The 18131-nt window shown below is 45.3% G+C and carries 28 protein-coding genes; 19 read left to right on the top strand and 9 right to left on the bottom strand.

Annotated features, from left to right (window positions below; translation table 11 throughout):
* Positions 1 to 86 precede the first annotated feature (86 nt).
* Both QT998_RS07755 and QT998_RS07750 read left to right on the top strand, forming a co-directional pair.
* Positions 87 to 659 (top strand): tyrosine-type recombinase/integrase, encoded by a 573-nt coding sequence (locus QT998_RS07755; protein ID WP_333116177.1) that lies wholly within the window; start codon positions 87 to 89, stop codon positions 657 to 659.
* 2 nt (positions 660 to 661) lie between these two features.
* Positions 662 to 1348: a hypothetical protein gene (locus QT998_RS07750; RefSeq protein ID WP_333116175.1), complete on the top strand. Its 687-nt coding sequence runs from the start codon at positions 662 to 664 to the stop codon at positions 1346 to 1348.
* Between the two features lie 4 nt (positions 1349 to 1352).
* Here the strand turns inward: QT998_RS07750 and QT998_RS07745 are convergent, their stop codons facing one another.
* The 4 genes from QT998_RS07745 to QT998_RS27425 all read right to left on the bottom strand — a co-directional run bounded on the left by QT998_RS07745 (position 1353) and on the right by QT998_RS27425 (position 3121).
* Positions 1353 to 1886, bottom strand: coding sequence for a hypothetical protein (locus QT998_RS07745; protein ID WP_333116172.1), 534 nt, complete (start codon positions 1884 to 1886; stop codon positions 1353 to 1355).
* 33 nt (positions 1887 to 1919) lie between these two features.
* Positions 1920 to 2312, bottom strand: a complete 393-nt coding sequence (locus QT998_RS07740) for a hypothetical protein (protein WP_333116170.1) — start codon at positions 2310 to 2312, stop codon at positions 1920 to 1922.
* 105 nt (positions 2313 to 2417) lie between these two features.
* Complete coding sequence (locus QT998_RS07735) at positions 2418 to 2696, bottom strand: HU family DNA-binding protein (RefSeq protein WP_333116167.1); 279 nt, start codon at positions 2694 to 2696, stop codon at positions 2418 to 2420.
* A gap of 230 nt (positions 2697 to 2926) precedes the next feature.
* Positions 2927 to 3121, bottom strand: a complete 195-nt coding sequence (locus QT998_RS27425) for a ribbon-helix-helix protein, CopG family (protein WP_442921944.1) — start codon at positions 3119 to 3121, stop codon at positions 2927 to 2929.
* A gap of 173 nt (positions 3122 to 3294) precedes the next feature.
* On the opposite strand from QT998_RS27425, the gene QT998_RS07725 reads away from it, so the two are divergent.
* The 15 genes from QT998_RS07725 (at position 3295) to QT998_RS07655 (ending at position 14131) form a co-directional block, all read left to right on the top strand.
* A complete protein-coding gene (locus QT998_RS07725; protein WP_333116163.1) occupies positions 3295 to 3546 on the top strand; it encodes a hypothetical protein in 252 nt (83 codons plus the stop codon).
* A 36-nt stretch (positions 3547 to 3582) separates the two neighbouring features.
* Positions 3583 to 4584, top strand: a complete 1002-nt coding sequence (locus QT998_RS07720; protein ID WP_333116160.1) for a hypothetical protein — start codon at positions 3583 to 3585, stop codon at positions 4582 to 4584.
* Positions 4585 to 4678: 94 nt separating this feature from the next.
* Positions 4679 to 5269 carry an HAD-IIIA family hydrolase gene (locus QT998_RS07715; protein ID WP_333116158.1) on the top strand — a complete coding sequence of 197 codons (591 nt, stop codon included), beginning with the start codon at positions 4679 to 4681 and terminating at the stop codon, positions 5267 to 5269.
* 30 nt (positions 5270 to 5299) lie between these two features.
* Positions 5300 to 5701: a hypothetical protein gene (locus QT998_RS07710; RefSeq protein ID WP_333116155.1), complete on the top strand. Its 402-nt coding sequence runs from the start codon at positions 5300 to 5302 to the stop codon at positions 5699 to 5701.
* Positions 5702 to 5706: 5 nt separating this feature from the next.
* On the top strand, positions 5707 to 6483 hold the full coding sequence (locus QT998_RS07705) for a hypothetical protein (protein ID WP_333116152.1): 777 nt from the start codon (positions 5707 to 5709) through the stop codon (positions 6481 to 6483).
* A 13-nt stretch (positions 6484 to 6496) separates the two neighbouring features.
* Positions 6497 to 6988, top strand: a complete 492-nt coding sequence (locus tag QT998_RS07700; protein ID WP_333116149.1) for a hypothetical protein — start codon at positions 6497 to 6499, stop codon at positions 6986 to 6988.
* Positions 6989 to 7240: 252 nt separating this feature from the next.
* Positions 7241 to 8491 carry an IS110 family transposase gene (locus QT998_RS07695; protein WP_333116146.1) on the top strand — a complete coding sequence of 417 codons (1251 nt, stop codon included), beginning with the start codon at positions 7241 to 7243 and terminating at the stop codon, positions 8489 to 8491.
* Positions 8492 to 8576: 85 nt separating this feature from the next.
* Positions 8577 to 9650, top strand: coding sequence for an RNA polymerase sigma factor, RpoD/SigA family (locus QT998_RS07690; RefSeq protein WP_333092300.1), 1074 nt, complete (start codon positions 8577 to 8579; stop codon positions 9648 to 9650).
* Positions 9651 to 9988: 338 nt separating this feature from the next.
* Positions 9989 to 10474 carry a GNAT family N-acetyltransferase gene (locus QT998_RS07685; protein WP_194067756.1) on the top strand — a complete coding sequence of 162 codons (486 nt, stop codon included), beginning with the start codon at positions 9989 to 9991 and terminating at the stop codon, positions 10472 to 10474.
* Positions 10475 to 10755: 281 nt separating this feature from the next.
* A complete protein-coding gene (locus tag QT998_RS07680) occupies positions 10756 to 10962 on the top strand; it encodes a glycogen debranching protein (protein WP_194010468.1) in 207 nt (68 codons plus the stop codon).
* Positions 10963 to 11337: 375 nt separating this feature from the next.
* Entirely contained in the window at positions 11338 to 12333 is a 996-nt protein-coding gene (locus QT998_RS07675) for an AEC family transporter (RefSeq protein ID WP_333116143.1), read from the top strand.
* Positions 12334 to 12395: 62 nt separating this feature from the next.
* The gene (locus QT998_RS07670) at positions 12396 to 12770 is read left to right on the top strand and encodes a DUF433 domain-containing protein (RefSeq protein ID WP_333092297.1); all 375 of its coding nucleotides are present in this window, start codon (positions 12396 to 12398) and stop codon (positions 12768 to 12770) included.
* Positions 12767 to 12940 carry a hypothetical protein gene (locus QT998_RS07665; protein WP_333092296.1) on the top strand — a complete coding sequence of 58 codons (174 nt, stop codon included), beginning with the start codon at positions 12767 to 12769 and terminating at the stop codon, positions 12938 to 12940. The genes QT998_RS07670 and QT998_RS07665 overlap by 4 nt, the downstream gene beginning before the upstream one ends.
* Complete coding sequence (locus QT998_RS07660) at positions 12941 to 13162, top strand: hypothetical protein (RefSeq protein ID WP_333092295.1); 222 nt, start codon at positions 12941 to 12943, stop codon at positions 13160 to 13162.
* Between the two features lie 75 nt (positions 13163 to 13237).
* Positions 13238 to 14131 carry a hypothetical protein gene (locus tag QT998_RS07655; protein ID WP_333116139.1) on the top strand — a complete coding sequence of 298 codons (894 nt, stop codon included), beginning with the start codon at positions 13238 to 13240 and terminating at the stop codon, positions 14129 to 14131.
* 104 nt (positions 14132 to 14235) lie between these two features.
* Here the strand turns inward: QT998_RS07655 and QT998_RS07650 are convergent, their stop codons facing one another.
* Both QT998_RS07650 and QT998_RS07645 read right to left on the bottom strand, forming a co-directional pair.
* Positions 14236 to 14550, bottom strand: a complete 315-nt coding sequence (locus QT998_RS07650; RefSeq protein ID WP_333092292.1) for a hypothetical protein — start codon at positions 14548 to 14550, stop codon at positions 14236 to 14238.
* A gap of 71 nt (positions 14551 to 14621) precedes the next feature.
* Positions 14622 to 15137: a hypothetical protein gene (locus QT998_RS07645; RefSeq protein WP_333092291.1), complete on the bottom strand. Its 516-nt coding sequence runs from the start codon at positions 15135 to 15137 to the stop codon at positions 14622 to 14624.
* Positions 15138 to 15352: 215 nt separating this feature from the next.
* On the opposite strand from QT998_RS07645, the gene QT998_RS07640 reads away from it, so the two are divergent.
* On the top strand, positions 15353 to 16288 hold the full coding sequence (locus QT998_RS07640) for an ATP-binding protein (protein ID WP_333116136.1): 936 nt from the start codon (positions 15353 to 15355) through the stop codon (positions 16286 to 16288).
* Between the two features lie 33 nt (positions 16289 to 16321).
* Positions 16322 to 16723, top strand: coding sequence for a hypothetical protein (locus tag QT998_RS07635; RefSeq protein ID WP_333116133.1), 402 nt, complete (start codon positions 16322 to 16324; stop codon positions 16721 to 16723).
* A 107-nt stretch (positions 16724 to 16830) separates the two neighbouring features.
* On the opposite strand, the gene QT998_RS07630 is transcribed toward QT998_RS07635, so the two are convergent.
* From QT998_RS07630 to QT998_RS07620, 3 genes are all read right to left on the bottom strand, one after another.
* The gene (locus QT998_RS07630) at positions 16831 to 17079 is read right to left on the bottom strand and encodes a YgiT-type zinc finger protein (RefSeq protein ID WP_193974639.1); all 249 of its coding nucleotides are present in this window, start codon (positions 17077 to 17079) and stop codon (positions 16831 to 16833) included.
* Positions 17080 to 17081: 2 nt separating this feature from the next.
* Complete coding sequence (locus QT998_RS07625) at positions 17082 to 17393, bottom strand: DUF4258 domain-containing protein (RefSeq protein ID WP_333092286.1); 312 nt, start codon at positions 17391 to 17393, stop codon at positions 17082 to 17084.
* Positions 17394 to 17479: 86 nt separating this feature from the next.
* Positions 17480 to 18058, bottom strand: coding sequence for a Uma2 family endonuclease (locus tag QT998_RS07620; RefSeq protein ID WP_333092284.1), 579 nt, complete (start codon positions 18056 to 18058; stop codon positions 17480 to 17482).
* Positions 18059 to 18131: the final 73 nt, after the last annotated feature.

The raw sequence follows: 18131 nt of genomic DNA, 5'->3' as shown, positions 1-18131 counted from the left end.
CGTGACAGTATCGGCTTTATCGATTAAGTTAGAAGTGGCAGCAAAAAGGTTGCTGTCTCCTGTGTATTTATACGGAATTAGCAACAGTGAAAATTTCGGGATTCGGACAATCTACGCCTTTGTCTCTGCTGACTTATCAGCAAATCAGCAACCATTTTGTAACAGATGCTCACAAGTTGTTTTTTGCGATTTCTTGGTATACTGGCGAGAGGCCAAAAGCAATCTTGAGTATGGATGTTAATCACGCATACTCTGACGCTGTTAAGCGCCAACCGCGCGACTCAGTGCTTTTCCCGGCCAGCAACCGGAAAGACAAACAGACTCGCGAAGTTTTTAGTCACCGAGCTCTTAAATTGATGCTGAGCGCTTACCAGCCGCCGGAAAATGGATTTTTATTTCCTTCTCTTTATAAAGCCGATCGACATTTAAGCCGGCAAGCTATAGACAAAGCTTTTCGGCGAGCCTTGAAAAAAGCGGGATTAGAGAATCAAGGCTTCTCCTTGTATTCTGCTAGGCGCGGATTCATTACTCGCCTCACAGAACAAGGCTATGACATGAAAGTAATTCAAAGATTGACGGGTCACAGGAGTTTGTCGTCACTGATTAGATATATTGAAGTCAGCGACTCTCAATTAAAGTCGGCAATAGACAATTTTTAAATATGCTTTTAAATTTAAAGCCGGCTGTTTCCACGCCACTAACAGATGCGGATATTCCCGCAGCGATCGCCCGCGATGCAGAAGTTACAGGAGCGATCGCAGCTCACGCAGCAGCAACCGACCCGCACCCAGCTTACTTGACGCAGCCCGAAGGGGATTCCCGGTATCTGCAAACTGGCGTAGTCCTTGCCGATACTGATATTCCGGCTAGTATCGCCCGTGATTCCGAAGTTGTAGCGGCAGTCGCAGCTCACGCAGCCGCGCTAGACCCTCATGCTCAATACCTGACGCAAGCCGAGTTTTTAACCTCGGATTTCTTTTTTCAGGTTTCGGCCCCCAATCTAATTGCTAATACTTGGCAAGATATAGGGCCTTTGATAGTACTGGGAGAACAAGGCAAGCCGACAGCTTGGCTTATCACTCTTTACTTCCAATACTCTGCTGACGGGAATAGTCTGGTTGGATGGCATCAATACTCCGGTAGCGGGATATTGGGGTGTATCTTTTGGAAAGCGGGAGGCCTTTCTGATGGAGTGCCAATTATCGTTGATGCCCACGTAGAGTTTCCTTACACTGTTAGAGTGCGTGGCGGGTTAAATCAAGGGCGCAAACTACAGCTCAATCCAGACCGGAATATTAGTCTGCCAGCGCCTGGATTTTTGCGGGTGTATATGAAAAAATTATTGTAATGAGTTATTTTGTCAGCGATTCGCCGATCGCCCGTGGTGACACTCCGGCCGCCAAAAGAGCTCGCACTTCGGCAACTTTTGCCTGAGAAATTGGCGAATCGGTGTTACCCCCGCGAATATGGATGTGCTTCACTCGGCCCCCTTCTTTGTAAGACAGTCGGTAATATTCGCCGCTGCGGGCCGTGCCGCGCGGTCGGTAAGTCGAAACTGCATTAAGCGCTAAATACTTACCGTCGCCGGAGGAATCTGATTCTGTAACCGCAGGCTCAACAGGGGTTACAGAATCATTTTTATCGCTGGGGGGAAGTGCAAGCTTGACTTCGGAAGGATAAAGGAAATCCCACTGACTGGCAAAAGGATTCCAAAATTGCAGCCGCCCGTCAATCGGATCGATTCCGTGGATTTTATAGATGTGACCGCACTTGACGTATTTAGCGACTGCAGGAACCTTGTAAATTTTCACCCAATCCCCAGGTTTGTAAAAACTTCCCGATTCAGTAGCGGCGGTGTCAAAAAGTGAAAGTTGAGTGTCGATCATGTCTAATTATTGTCTAGTGCTAACCGACCACCATTAGTAGTATTCAGGCGGATCGACGTTATTAAACTCTTCGGGGTCGATGTACCTGTCCATGATGTCTTCCCCGGCATAGTCGTCAACAGATTCGCAGTGACGAGCGATATCACTCCCTTCTGGCATCCAGAAGTCGTCCGCATCGGAATCCCAGCCAAGGTCTAGTATTTGGTAGATTTCGGATTTTGGATCGAACAAATTTTGCAACTGCCGCGCCGTGTCGATCGCTATTTTCCCAAAAGCATCGTCAATCATTTGCGGGTGGCGACTCGCTAGCTGGATGTGACTGATAATTGCGATCGTTGCCAGCGCTGGGAGTTCGACAGATGCCGGCGGCAAGTCCTGCACTGCATTCATTTCTTCGGCGTATTTGTCGAGGTCGGGCTGTTTCATGATGTCTAGTGATTGTCTAGTTGTTGATTAAGCCGATCGCCCTTCACGACCGATCGGCTAGCTGTCTACACTGTCTACACTGTCTACAGACTGTCCACAAACTGTCTACAAACGGCTGACTGCATCCTTAAATTGCTTGCCTGCCGAGAATGTAGGAACCGTCGTCGCTGGGATCTTCATCCGTTCCCCAGTTTTGGGATTGCGGCCATCACGAGCTTTGCGATCTCTCGCCTCAAAAGTACCGAATCCCACAATCATTACTTTCTCGCCGTCGGCGACGGTCTGGGTGATGGAATCTATCAGGGCAGTCAGCAGTTCGTTAGCAGCTTTCTGGGTAGTGTCTGTCTTGGCTGCCAGCAGTTCCACCAGTTCCGATTTGTTCATTGGTTATCAGTTATTAGTTATTAGTAACTGTTAGCTAGTCCCGGCAAGAGCACTAGCTCACAGCTATTAAATAGTTTCCCCTAGAAGACAAAGTATTTCTTGCTCTAGTTGCTTCATTTGTTCCATCACGTCCTGGTGATGCTCTTGTGCAGCTCTTAGCCTCATTTGAAGGCGCTCTTCATGAGATTCGACATAAGCCAGGTGGGAGCGCTGCAACTCTCTCAACTGGCTTAGCATTTTCCCAAAGCTTGTTTTTCCTGTGGCGACAGAGCTTTTCGTGTCTCGATATACCCCCGCGCAATTTCTCGGATCAATTCCGTCCTGGACTCCATTCCCATTGCTTTCGCTTTGCCCTCCAGCGCTTCCCAATCCTCCGGATCCAGGCGTACCGTTGCGTTTATCGTCCTCTTTCCCTGATTTGCCATAGTTTTTAGCCATAGTAAGACTCTCCTTAATTATCGCACGTGCTGCTATTGACACTTATTTTAGCACGTGCAATAATAAATCATGCTGTTGCACGTGCAATGCTTGCAATCGGCATACCCCAGAATCGAATTAATCGGGCGGGACTGCAACCGCCCTTTCTCCCTAAACTACTATGTACACCTTGGAAGAACTGAAACAGAAATCACTCAAGGAACTCAAAGCTATCGGGTACGGGCTCAGCGTACTCCCAGAGAGCGACAGACGCTGCCGCCAAAACTGGATCGACGCGCTTGTCGGAGTCCAGCCCCCGCTGCTGGAACTGCTGAAAGTTTCCCCCGACGCAGAAGTTGAATCGGTTGAGGAGGCGATCGAGTTTTCCGAAGAAGAACTCGATCGCCTTCAAGAAATGCGCGAGTATTATTGAGAAAACGAGGATTTAGAGCCGCCAGAGGGGCTTTATATGACTGCCGATGAAGTGGCTCGTGAACTTTTGATAGCCTTTCCCCCATCGCCGGAAGTTCAAGCCCAGGAGCTACCGATCGAATCCAAATTTGGCCGCATTGCCTACCCCAAACCGGCCGTTTTACCGATCGCACCAGCGGTCGATTTCAATGATGAACAGCCGCCGAACCGTGGGGATGGCAAGGGAAGGATTGAGTCGAAATTGTCGGAAAGCGCGATCATACCAGCGGCCAAAACTTCCCCCGGTGTCAGTCGCAAAACTTCAACGGCTCATGAACTTTTGGCACTATTCAAAGCCAAAGCTCACACTATTTCTGATTCCCCCGTTGCCAAAACTGAGCCAAAACTGAGCCAAAGTACGATCAGCGAAGCAGTCGAAGCAGTCGAAGCAGTCGAAACCTCCCCCGGTGTCACTTTCTCCGACCACTTTCTCGCCCGTTACGCCCCGCCATGTGCCGAACCTGTCCGCTTTAATGCAGATGAGAAAGGGCAACTGAACTTGCTGGACTTTGAGCTTCCAGTGGTAAATGAACCGCCCGACCCTGACGATTTTTCCAGCATCGATGCTTTCAATGAAGCAATGGCTCACTGGGACATCGAAAACCCTGAACCGCTCACTGTATCTATGGATTCGATGTGCGAGTGGGCCCCAGTCCCTGACGAATGGTACGAGCCGATCGACCAAATTTCACCACTAAATCCTCCCTCCATGCGTGAAGTGATGGAACTTTCCCGGCCGATCGAATGTTCCAACACTTCGGACTTTTCTATCCCCACATTTGATGCTTGGTGCGATCGCCCGAACCGACAAACCGACAGCGACGAGCCGCCCGACACAGGGATTTTCGCCCGGTTGCCGAAGCCTAGGCCTCCCAGTTTTCCGCCGATGAGTGTTGTTTTGGGCGATCGGGCAAACAGCATCAAGAAGTTCGCCCGCAGCGCAATGTACTTGAGCGGGCGAGGCCCACCAACGCCGGGAGGTGATGCCCCTATGCGATGAATTTTTTGTTCAAAGTATTTGCTTCCTATCTGTCTTTCAGCGCGATCGTCCATCCAAGGCGATCGCTTCCTCAACCTCAATCCAGTAACCAGCCATGAGCAAAACAATCTTTTTCGATTTAGACGGAACCTTGCGACAGACGAAATCGGGCGAAACTTTCATCAGTGACCCAGCAGACCAACAGCCAATCGAAGGTATGCAAAGGGCCCTAGCCTACTACCAGGAAAAAGGAATTGCGCTGATTGGCATTACCAATCAAGCCGGTGTCGCAGCCGGACACAAATCACTAGAGAGCGCGATCGAAGAGCAGCGCGTCACCCTGGCCATGTTCCCTGAATTATCAGAAATCTTCTTTTGCCCAAGCTTTGATGGCGGAAACTGTTGGCAAGTTTCTCGTGATAACGAACCCCTGAAATTTTTGGCTCCAGTATCGGGAGATGGATTAATTATTTCTTGCAGGAAACCAGGGCACGGAATGATAGTCACTGCCGCTCGTGGTTTGACTGACTTATCCGATTGCTGGATGATTGGCGATCGACCGGAAGATGAAGTCTGCGCTAAAAGTGCCGAAATTAAATTCGTCTGGGCCTCGGTACTGCACGCTAAGTTTTCCGCTCCCGGAATCAAAGAAATCGACTGCCTGCATCTCGATCCAGATGTGCTGATGCAGTTTCTCGGCATTTAGCTTCACTTATTGAATCAACAGGATAAATCAATGACTCTCCTAAAAATCTCCGTTCCCGTTTACAAAAAAAACGAATACGACAACTTTCGCAAAGACGGAAAAATCGAAGTTAGCAGCGACGTGGACAATCTCTCGGAGGGATATCAATCTCTAAAGCTTGAAATTGACAAATTACTTTCCGAAGTCGATGCCGAAAACCGCCTAGCCAAAGAGGTGCACGCATTGGAGCGAGAACTAGAGCACAAAGCCTACAAATTAAAGAAAATCCTCCAAGACATCGAAAGAGCTACCGAACATTATGAAACTTTGAAGTCATTCTTGCAAAACCTGGGAGTCGATCCAGTGGCAATGAAATTGACATTTGACAAGCGCTTTTTACCACAAGAATCTTCTTTAGCTGAAGTCAAAGTCATCAGTCAGTCTGAATTTTAATCACCATGCAATTAACCCTCAACTCCGATTTCTCGGATGAGTGGTGCGAGCTACCAGAAGCGGAATTTCAGCCGCTTCTGGACTTCGAGAGCGAAGTCCTAAATGAAGCCCCACACAACGACATCGCGAGCATAACTCAATCCATCAGGCAGTCGTTCCTAGACTACGTGCGCCAAGGTATAATGCTCGGCACCGTGAAGCGCTACCGCTTATATAAACGGCAATATTCCGACTTTGCCGAATACTGCAAAAGCGCTTTAGGGCGATCGCACTTTTACTGCAAGAAAATCATTCAGGCCGCCCAAGTCACGCTCGAACTCATCAAGACTGGCTTTAAAATTCTCCCAACCTCAGTGGCTCAAGCGTTGCCTCTGCTCAAGTTCGCCAAGATTGACGAATACGGAGGCAACCAACTAGCCGACAAGTGGCAAACAGTTCTGGATGGCTTTCCACCGCAAGCGATTACAGCGGCCAAAATCTCGGAGACCCTGGACGAGAATCCAGAAGATAAAGCCAAGCAAGTCCGCATCGGCGGCAAGGCTTATCAAATCCTGCAAGAAAAAGCCACAGCCGCCGGCCTATCAGTCTCTAAGTACCTCGAATTGCTCATCAGCGGCGAAGAAGTGCCGGACGGTGAACCGCCAGAAGAAGAGCCGCCAGAAAACGAGGGAGTGCCACTGACGGCAGAAAAGGAGCGAATTTGCGATCGGGCCGAAGCCTACGCAAAACTCCAATCCCAAGCGCGCGCAAATAGATCCGACAAAGTGTCGGACTCATCCTAATTTTTAAAAAATCATGCACCACAATACTTTCACCTATCGGCATTCCGACTTGCCTCCAGTTCGTCCTGAGATATATTCCGAAATCGTAGCCCTGGACGTGCATATTGCCGACTTGATTCTCAAAATCCAGGGCAATTACCGGGAACTGGAAGAACTAGCGGAGGTGCTAGACAACTGTCTAGGGGGTTGCGAACTGAACCTCAATTCGATTCGCATAATCCCAGATAAAGCCGAGTTAGCGGACGAACAACTCGACATTGCCGAGCTTCCCGAAAAGTGGAAAACCATCCTTTTTTCGACTGGAGTCGCTTCTAATATCGCAACGCGAGTGCTGGCAGAACTGACATTCACAAGCATCGAAAACGCAGTTGAAATGGTCTCGGAAGCGTCAAAAAATGTCCTGCAAGAAGCAACCACTGCGGACGTAGACAATGCAATAAAATCGCTAATCGAAGCTTTCAACTCTGATGAAGCTGCTGATTTTTACCGAATCGGTCTAAAGTGACTTTCCGCCTGAAGATGGTCGCCTCGACTCAGCGGCCGAAACTCCCCTTAATAAGGGGGGTAGCGGGATGAGTCCTCGGACAAGTGGCGCTTTAAAAGTGAAATTAGCTTAATTGCTATCATTCCTTCGTAAGCGCCAGCCCGCATCAATTAGACAAAATCAACGAGCCTTAATCAGTGAAGTAAGCATTAATTTGCTTTTGGGAGATTCGTAGGCTCTTTTTTGTCTTCAACCTTTTACTCCCTAAACTAGATGAAATATTTAATCGTAGGCATTGACGTTTCTCGGTCGTCAATCGCCGCGTGTTTTATGCTGGAAAAACCCAGCAATCCCCGTGAGGACTATTTCGATGCCGAAATCGAAACGTTTCACTCGAACATTGAAAATTTGAATAGGTTGAGAATCAAAATCGAAAGCTTCAAAGCCGACAAAACTGTAGCCATCTGCGAACCAACCGGGATGAACTATGCGCGGCTGTGGATGAATAAGCTTGCGGACTGGGGCTGCGAGGTGAGGATGATTTCCAATAGCAAATTGCCTAACTACAGAGCGGAACTAATGGGAAAGGAGGGCAAGAGCGGGGCGAAAACGGATGATATTGATGCTTTTGCGATCGCCTGCTGGTACTTTGATAAGTCGGACTCCGATTATCTCAAGATTCGCGATCCCTTGGTCAATCAAATCAAAAGCATCTGCCTGAGAATCGAGCACCTTAATCGGTTACAGAGTCCAATAATCAATAGGATGCGGCAAGAGTTGGCGTGGCAATGCCCGGAAATCGCTTTAGTGCGATCGGCAAAACTGCAAGAGGAATTGCCACCGCTGCTGTGGGGTTGGCTGGCCGATCGCCGAAAGTCGAAAAAGTACGATCGTGTTTTGGAAACAACGATCGGGACTGGAATCGAAACACAAACTCGGTGGGCGGCGAACCAATACTGCGAGATTGAGGAAGAAATCTTTAAGCTCAAAAAACAATTGATCGAACTAATCGACAGTCCGCAGTTTGAGGAGTATCAGCGGATTTTTACAAAATTCGGGTTTGGGTACCAACTTCGAGGCTATCTGCTAGGAGCAATTTATCCGATCGAAGATTTTCTCAAAGACGGTCAGCCAGAAGTCAAGCTTCGCAAAAATCGCCAAACCGGGAAAGAATCGAAGCTCAAACTCTCAGAGCGCCGGTTTATGCGGGCCGTGGGTATGGGTGTAGTCCGGGAAGATAGCGGTCAGAAAAAGAAAGGCAAACAATCTGGCAGCGCGCTCTGCAGGAAAGCGCTGTGGCAATGGTGCTTTACCCGCCTAGAAGTAAGTCGAAATAATCCGCCGCTAAGCTTTACTTACGGGCAAGGCAATGATGCAGAGCAAATGTCGCCAGCCGAAAATTTGAAGCGAAGAAAAAAAGGCGGTACTCCCATCAAGCTAGCGCGACAGCGAGTAATCGCTCGTTGTATTCGCGAACTGTTTAAGGAGTTGTGCAGCATAACCTTGAGAGACCCGCAGGAGTAATCTGTCTACAGGTCCTTAAATCAGTAAAAACGTTGTTACAGTGAAGGGATACTTTTCAAATCATCCCACGGACACCAAGCACTATATGGCAGAATCTGACCTAGGCAGTTTTGCGGTGGCTCCCGAAGCCTCACTCGCAATCGCAGAGGATGAGGACACCGAGATCGATCGTCCGACGGTAACTCGATCGTCAGCATACAACAACTGGTCTGCCGACGATCCCGTGGGAGCTTTGTTCAAAGAAATGTCTCGCTATCCTCTACTGACTGCCACCGAAGAGGTGGAGTTAGCTCGTCGCGTTCAAGAATTGGTAGCCCTTCTGGAAGTAGAAGAGCGTTTAAAACAGGAATTGGAAAGAGTGCCAACAAAAGCTGAACTCGCTGCAGCTTTGGGGGTGAGCGAAAGTCAACTGCAACAACTTCGCCACCAGTGTCAGTCGGCGAAACGGAAAATGATCAGCTCGAATTTGCGGTTGGTGGTTTCGATTGCGAAACGCTATCTCAACCGAGGTGTGCCTTTTCTAGATTTAATTCAAGAAGGAGCTTTAGGTTTGAATCGAGCCGCCGAAAAGTTCGATCCTGAGAAGGGTTACAAATTTTCTACCTATGCCTATTGGTGGATTCGCCAAGGAATTACTCGGACAATTGCCAATCAAGGGCGGACTATTCGCTTGCCGGTTCACATTGTCGAACAGTTAAATAAACTCAAAAGAGTTTATCGGGATTTAAGGCGTTCTCTTCAACGAAATCCTACGGAAACTGAAGTTGCTAGAGAAATGGAAGTTACTGCTGAACAGCTTCGTTACCTCCAGCAAGTACGCCGGCAATCTTTGTCACTCAACCACCGCATTGGTACGGAAGAAAGTTCGGAACTTTTGGATGTTCTGGAAGATAGCGCGACGCAATCTCCAGAAGCTCAGATGAATGAGATGATGATGCGCCAAGATATTTTGGAGGTGTTGGACAGTATTTTGACTGAACGGGAAAAAGAGATTGTGGCGATGCGTTACGGTTTGATAACCGGCGAACCTTACACTTTAGAAGAAGTCAGCAGTTTGTTCAATTTGTCCCGCGAACGAGTCCGTCAAATTCAAAATAAGGCAATGCGAAAGTTGCGCCGCCCTCAAGTGACGGAACGATTGAAGGGCTGGTTGAAATGAGCTAAAAAATATTGAATTGGCCTTTTTTAAAGTCTTAAATATCGAGTGTATGGTTAACTGGTTAACCAGTTAACGGGCAGGAGCCTGGTAACGAGTAGAAAAACATTTCGCAGTGTGGAATGCGAGTCCGCTCGCTCAGTTGCGGACTCGCATTCCACACTGCGAACCAATTTTAAAGCGGTCAATTGACCGGACATGATATGACTACTGACTACTGACTACTGACTACTGACTACTGACTACTGACCACTGACTACTGACTACTGACTACTGACTAATGACTACTGACTTCTGCTATATTTTTAATTATTGATTGTCGCTTACTACTTAATTGATTTATGTCTGATGAGGTGATTTTGCGTCCAGCTACCCGCGCAGATGTGCCGGTGCTGTTTGATTTGATTAAGGCTTTGGCTGAATACGAAAAATTATCTCATGCCGTTACTGGTAATGCGGTTGATTTGGAAAATCATTTGTTTGGCGCGAGACCTTTTGCAGAAGCGATTCTCGCAGAGTCGGAAAATCGTGTTGTGGGTTGGGCGCTGTTTTTTTATAATTATTCTACTTTTTTGACTCAGCCGGGGATTTATTTGGAAGATTTGTTTGTGCTTCCTGAGTTTCGAGGGCGGGGAATTGGCAAGTCTTTGATTGTTTATTTGGCGCGGTTGACAGTTGAAAGAAACTGCGGGCGTTTGGAGTGGAGTGTGTTGGATTGGAATGAATTGGCGATCGGATTTTACAAGGGTATTGGTGCTGATGTGATGCCCGAATGGCGGATTTGCCGGGTTGCTGGCGAGTCTTTGGCGAGTTTGGCTTCGAAGTAATTCGATCGGCGGGCGATCGTCCTCCGACTCTCAGAAACCGGGTTTTTTGGGGGCTTTGCGGCCTGCAACCTCTGTATTTTCGCCAAAAACTAGATTTCGACGCACCCGTGCGTCAATTCTCAGAAACCGGGTTTTTGTGGGCTTTGCGATTGAGAAGGAAATATTTTCGCAAAAAACCCAGTTTCTCGTCCCCCCTGTTTTGCTAGGTAAATTCCAGTCAATAATTGCCCAAAATATAGGAAAATTTAAGTAAAAGTAGATTTATATTGAGAGAGCAGATCGTGGTTATTTGGGTAAACGAGCAAATCGATCCATCGGGCATTCTTTATTCTTGCATTGCTTGTTGCGATGAGACTCAAGCAAAGGAATGTCACGAATCTTTTGAGCAGAATTTGACGGCAGATCAAAAGCAGCAGGGCTGGGTTGCTACCTTGCGGACTGTTAGTTCTTGGGATGAGGTGCCTGTTAATGCTTTGAAATTGAACTAATGAGTGCAAGTCATCAGCAGCTTTAGTCTCGCTTTGTTTCTGTTCATCGCAACGGCCGAAAAACACAGCACATAAGTTCGGAAAATGCAAGATAAGTCGATCGCACATTTGTCAAGTTAACAGAAGTCTAGTTTTTTGAATTTGAAGCTAAAAGCCTGCAATCGTTGGGGGCTGGGAGTCGATGGTGCCCGATGGTTGCCGGAATTGGGGCGGGAATTTGGGATCGCCGGAGTGCTGCAGGCAGCCTAGCACGAAAAAGTCTGCTTCGGGCGATCCTCTTCGAGGGTTACGCTAACGACAAATCGCATTTTTCAAACTGATTTTAGGATTAAAATTAATAGATAAAGGCATTTCAAATTGTCAAATTAATTTTTTATGATTGAGACATTATTTCATGCTTATACGCCTCTAATTATCTGGACGGGCTTGGGACTGCTGGTGTTTAAGTACATCCCAGTTGATTTTCCTAAACTGCTAAGCCACTTTCTTTTCTGGATCGGGATACCGCTGCAAATTCTAGTTTTAGCCCGTCAGAGCGATTTTTCGGGTGCTGTGGGATTCACGCCGGCGATCGCCATATTCGTGTTATTTCTGAGTACGAGTTGTGCTTGGCTGACTTGGGTATTATTGCGTAGGCTGAGTGCGGCCCACATCAAAAAGCCCTATTTTCAGGGCAAGAATTCTCTGGTAAATTTATTATTAGTAAATTTTAATTCCCTGAAGCGATCGAGCCAAGGGAGTTTTATCCTAGCTGCGATGTTAGGGAATACGGGCTTTGTCGGATTAGCAATCACGCCATCTATCATCAGCACCGATAACAACAACTGGGCTGTCTTATACAGCGTCACTAACAATGTTATTGGAACTTATTGTTTCGGTATATTTATTGCTAGCTATTTCGGGAACTCGGAGCAAAAAAATCACTGGTGGACTCAGCTCCGGGATGTGCTAACAGTTCCCGCCCTGTGGGCTTTTTTAATTGGTTTTTATACTAGAAACATCCCCCTGCCCGAAACAGTGGAATCGGGATTGCAGGTAGCAGTTTGGGTGGTAATTGCCAGTGCTTTGCTCCTGGTTGGTATCCGTTTGAGATCGATTAAAACATGGCAAAGTTTTGAACTAGCGTTAATCCCGTCGCTGTTAAAAGTGGTAATTGTGCCGGTGCTGATCGGATTGGGTGCTAGTTTTTTTGGATTGAGCGGCGATCCGAGGTTGGTGTTGGTGTTGATGTCGGGAACGCCCACAGCTCTTTCGGTGCTGATTTTAGCAGAAGTCTACGAGCTCGATCGCGATTTGTTAGCTAGCAGCATCGCCCTCACTTCCCTCGGTTTGCTGTTGATGCTTCCGCTGTGGCTTGCTTCGTTTAGTTGACGTTGTTGCAAGACTTTTGAGAAGTGATATAACATAGAAATAACTTCAAAGAGGTTACATGCATGACAACTATATCCAACGAACAAACAGCGATTATCCGTACAGAAAGAGGACTGACGGTCGCAGGTACGCGCATCACCATCTACGACATCATGGACTATGTGACTGCTCAATATCCGCCTAAGTTTATTAGGGGATTGTTTGACCTTACAGAAGCACAAATTAACGCCGCTTTAGCTTACATTGAGCAAAATCGCGCTGATGTTGAAGCTGAGTATCAAATTGTGCTTAAAGAAGCTGAGGAACTCCGGCTGTACTACGAAGAAAAAAATCGCGATCTGATTGCCAGAATTGCGGCGCAACCACCAAGACCTGGAACGGAAGCTGCATGGGAAAAGCTTCGAGCCGCGAAGGCAAAACTTGATGCTAAAGCGTGATTTTTTTGGGCGATCGTAATCTCAACGGACACGCCATAATTTTCTTTGGTTCTATTGCTAATCAAGGTTGGCTTGATATCATCCCAATTCGTTTTGTCACCTTTGCACAAATGGAATTACCCATTGATAGCGATGACAGGGTAGTTTGGCGACTTGCTCAAGAAAATTAGATGATTTTGCTAACGGCTAATCGCAGTATGAAAGGCAAGGATTCTTTAGAACAAGTAATGCGCGAAGAAAATACCCCTAATTCATTACCAGTGATTACGATTGGAAATGCTGATAGATTACTGAATGATTGGGAATATCGGGAACGTTGTGTTGAGAGTCTAATTGAGATTGTGCTTGGTATTAATGGCTATATGGGTGTGAGTCGGCTTTTCATCCCATGAGGGGGGGTCGAGATTGTTGAAAAAGTGCGATCGCTATTTGATTGCCAATAGATGTATTGTTTAAAAAGTGATACCATGTTAAAAGAATTAAAAACCATTACTCTTGCAACTCTTCTGGTATTAGTAACAGCTAAACTGGGTTCTACTGCACCTCTCCCAAGTCCTAATAATCAAGGGGATTATACGGGCAGATATTATCATACTTATTGGGAAGTAGTAGACCCTGACCCAAAGGGGTTAAATTGTCGCATGAATTCTTCAAAAGAAGAATTCATGCGTATTGACAACCGCACTCCATTTGATGTTTTTAATTGGTCTGTAGTTGGTGTTTTAAAACAGGGACAGCGTTTTGAAAGCTTTCCTGGAAATGCTGGTGTTACTTTCCTGGATACCAGGGGTTTACCTTGGCTTTTTGTAGGAAAAAACTACACTACTGGTGCGGCGCAAGGTTGTTTTATTCGCGCTAATAGTCAATTTGTCAAACCAGTACAGATGTCATCGACTCGCGTACAACCCCAAGCGAGTCAACCGCTTACAAGTTCCACAGCACTACCGATGAAGCTTGGTTTTGACGAAGGATTTGGATCGATTGTAGTACCAGAAAGTGATACCAGAGCATCGGCCTATGGAGGACGCTTAAGGCGATATGATGTTCACATTGCTAAAATGTTTGAAGTCACTCACTTTATGTGTCAGCAGGGAAATTTAACACCTGGTATTACTTGGAATTACGAGGCTGGGGGTGGCACGATTAATATGGGAAGTTTTGTAATAACCTGCCGACTTGCTAATCAAATAGCTAGTGCCTATGGTTTAGGTAAATCAGAACCTACGAATATTACTTTTTCGGCTGGTGAAATCGGTCGCCCCGATGTCAGCAGTTTCAACATCCCTATCCTAAATATTACAGGTGATAAAGTACCACGCTGGATAACTTTTGTGCAGGGATTTCAGCCAGTGAGGAGGTAGGGATTTGTAAGATGTAAGGTGTGTCATAAGTAAAATTACTCTTTCATCTAAAATCAATCTCAATTTGACGCACCCTACATCTAAGCCTTGTGATTAAAATATTTTTATTTATCGTTATCATTGATTAATTTTTTATCAAACTCAATAACATCAGAAATTGTTTCTAAATTTTCAATTCTAGCTTGTAAAATTTGAAGTTTTTTATCATTTTCTGAATTTATGGGCTTTCCAAAAAACCAAATAGATGCAGTGCTTATAGTAACAGAAATAAGCACTGCAAAAGGCAGGAAAAAACTATTTTCTGTAAGAGCTAAAATTGGCACACAAGCTAAGAGTGAAAAGATAGATAAAACCCAAATCCAAATAGTTGCTATTAGACGAGTATCTTTTTTTTGTTCGCCAGAACCTAAGTGAACCATCAGATTTTATCCTTATCTACTGTATTAGCTGAAGTGTTGCCGATCCTTCCTACTGAAAAAAATTAAATTTATTAGGGAGTAATTTCTACATTTTGAGGAGGATGTAACAATTCCCAACCTTTATAGGCAAGATAACCAACACTAACAGCAGCTATCACAGGAACCGAAGCTGAAACTGCTAATCCAGCGACCATTCCACCACCTGCAACGCTACCAATTGCCGCTAAACCTGAAGTAACTCCAGCGGCACTTAGTCCAGCGACCGAACCAGCACCCGAAACAGTGGCAATTGTAGTTGCACTACCACCAAGAGCTCCAACAACCACTCCTGCTACAAAGGCTTCAGCTTTACCTGAATCACCTGGCGGATGAATAATTACTGTGGTATTATTGGTATTATTGGTATTAGTAGTTTCATTACAAATTAGATGGTCTGTATGGCTCATTTTGTCTGTCTCTATAGTACAGAAAATAGTTTCACCTGCAGCCCATGCCTGGTTAGAAAGTATAGGAACCTGGATAGTTAGGAAGAACACAGTCAGAGTTATGACGGCAACTAAACGATGCCAAAATTTTTTTGATTTCACAGTTTATATTCTCCTATTAGGTGCAAAATTTACGATTTACATATTCTTAGTATAATTATATTGATTAATATTTACCTTTGACAACTCAAAACCGTAGCATTCAGTATCCAATTTTTCTAACCATCCCGAACCAATTTAGTATAATTGGTACAATTCAGTTGACAAAGTAGGATTTAGTAGGATATAGTTCACTCAACCGCACTCAACCCTGACCCATGAATGTTGAAGATGTCGTAGAATGGGTGAATAATTTGATTGTTGACAAAACTGGAGAACATCTCACACCCCTACACGAAGCAATACTAACGGGTGTTTGGCAAAGGCAAAAATATCCTCAAATAGCTAAAGAGTTTAATTGTAGTGAATCTCACGTTAAAAAAGAAGCTGCTAAGTTATGGGAAAAGTTGCGTGAGGAGTTAGGAGAAGACCTAAATAAATTTAATGTTCGTTCTAAGTTAGAGAAAAAGCATCGGGTTTCTCAAGCTTCTCAATCAGGTCACTGTTTATTACAAGTTGACAATATTAATATTGGCGGTCAATTTATACAAACTATTAAAGATACAAAAACGCCCTCGCCCAATCCCCCAGATTCTCCCCAAAACAAAAGTCAATCCCCAATCATCGATTTAACAGACGCACCCGAATTAACCAGCTTTTACGATCGCACTTCCGAACTCTCCACCCTCAAACAATGGATATTACAAGCCCACACCCGCCTGATTACCGTCTGCGGCTTAAGCGGAATCGGCAAAAGCAATCTCGCCCTCAAACTCATCGAACAAATTCAAACCGAATTTGATTGCATTATTTGGCGCAGCCTCAGCCACACACCCACACTCACAACCCTCCAAACCGAACTCAAGCAATTGTTTGGGCGATCGCCACAAACCCCATTACCCACAATCATCGATTATTTTCGATCTTCTCGCTGTTTAGTAATCCTTGATGACGTACAGAATATTTTTAAAAGCAATCAATTAGCAGGTCAATATTTAACAGACTATGAAGACTACGGCAAATTTTTCAAACAAATTGCCACATCCTCTCATCAGAGTTGTTTAATCCTCCTGAGTTGGGAAAAACCCAGAGAAATAACTGCTTTAGAAGCCGGAAACAAAGCTACACAAACCTTACACCTCAAAGGGTTATGAGAACAAGCGGCAGAAATTTTTAGAGAAAAAGAATTGACAGATGAGGAAAAATGGCCAGACTTAATCGGCATTTATCAAGGTCATCCTTCCTGGCTAAATATCATCGCCTCAACAATTATCGAATTATTTGACGCTAGCGTTTCCCGGTTTTTAGCCAATAAAAATGATATTTATTTAGGCGATTTAGAGCCACTTTTAGAATCTCACTTAGAGCGTTTATCGGAATCCGAAAAAAATGTAAGCTACTGGTTAGCAACTCAAGATGAAGCTGTAGATATTTCACAACAACCTGCTGACAGTGAATTATCCAAATCTGAATTTTGGCAAGCCATACAATCTTTAGCGCGGCGCGGCTTAGTGCAAAAAGTGTTAGTAGGAGGGCGATCCAAGTTTCAGATTAATCGTGTATTTCAACAATACATTCATTCAATCTAAGTAACATTCCACCCCTTTATATTTCTTAGTCTGCGGAGGCAGACTTTGTTTGACAAGACGCGGTTTCAACCGCCGGGTTTATATAGTAGCGGTTTCAACCGCCGGTACTATCTTAACCCAACGCGAAAAGATTGCCCCATCGCTTGAAATTCTTGAGTTTCTTCCCGCTGTAACTGCTGTCTAATTTTGGCAAATTTCCTAACTGTTTCCACAGAGTACAAGCGTTCTCCACAGCTTAGGCAAACTTCAGCGGATACTTTTAAAATAGCAGTATGGTTGCCACCTCGTAAAAGTTTCTCGACTTCTTTTATAACTATTTCACCGCCACAAATAGGGCATTTTTCTACAGATAGCATTGTTAATTTCTCCTTTGTATCCAATTAATCCATCGATTCGCATCGGGGCGATAAACTGTAATTAGGATGGCTAGTTTATTACTAGGAACATAAGACCAAACACTGTGAATAGGATCGCCTCTAAAGCTTTCACCATAGATTAAGTATCGGGGATAAGGTTTTTCTTTGGGATAATTTTCGATGATTTCACCATAAAGGACGGAAAAGTAGATTTCATCAAATGAGAGACTATCGTTCTCTGCTTCTTCGTCAGCATGGTCCGTAATTCGCACCCGATTTTCTAATATTGCTTCTACGATATCGTTGAGATTCATTCGTTGAAAGTTAAATCTTACATAACCTATGGATGGTTTCACCAGCTCCAAAAGCAATTAAACCATACGATCGCACTTCTCAACTTCTACATCGATCGCATAAAAGCATTCACCGCATCATATTGATCCGCCATCCGCGAATAAAACTCGATCGATCGCAAATCCAACTCCGGCAAAACTTCACTCTTGCTCACCAACTCATACCCCGTTGGACGCAAACAATAAACCGAAATTACCCCATCCTCCCAAAACCAAACCTCCCGCACACCCACCCGACGATAGATTTCCAGCGTATCAATTCCACCACTCGTCACTGTTATCTCGATCGCCAAATCTGGAACCGACTTGCGCGTACCCAAACAGTAAGACTCATCTGGTTCCTTCCGTGCACCCAACTCCTTCATCCCGATAGTTGTACTACCACGGGCATAAAAACGAATGTCCTTCGTCCGCATATAAACCTCTAAAACCTGACCTAAAGTTTTTTTAGGTTCTTCATGTTCCTCAGAAAAAGGAGCCATAATTTCTAAACACCCATCCAAATAAGTTAAACGCGCCCCAGTGTCCGCCAAATCTGCATCCAACTTTTCCAGAGTTTCCCATGTCACGTTTGACAGAAAAGCCGCACCTGTACCCAATCCTGCTTTAGAAATTGCGACAACCATTTGACTCACCTTTTACGATCGCTTTTCCATATTAGCGAATATTAGCTGAAAACTTAAATCAAATTGCTCTAAA

It is taken from the genome of Microcoleus sp. S1D4 (assembly GCF_036700765.1).
In the GTDB taxonomy this organism is placed as follows: domain Bacteria; phylum Cyanobacteriota; class Cyanobacteriia; order Cyanobacteriales; family Microcoleaceae; genus Microcoleus.
The sequence above is the reverse complement of the archived record's forward strand: the minus strand, read 5'-3'. Positions and strand labels throughout refer to the sequence as shown.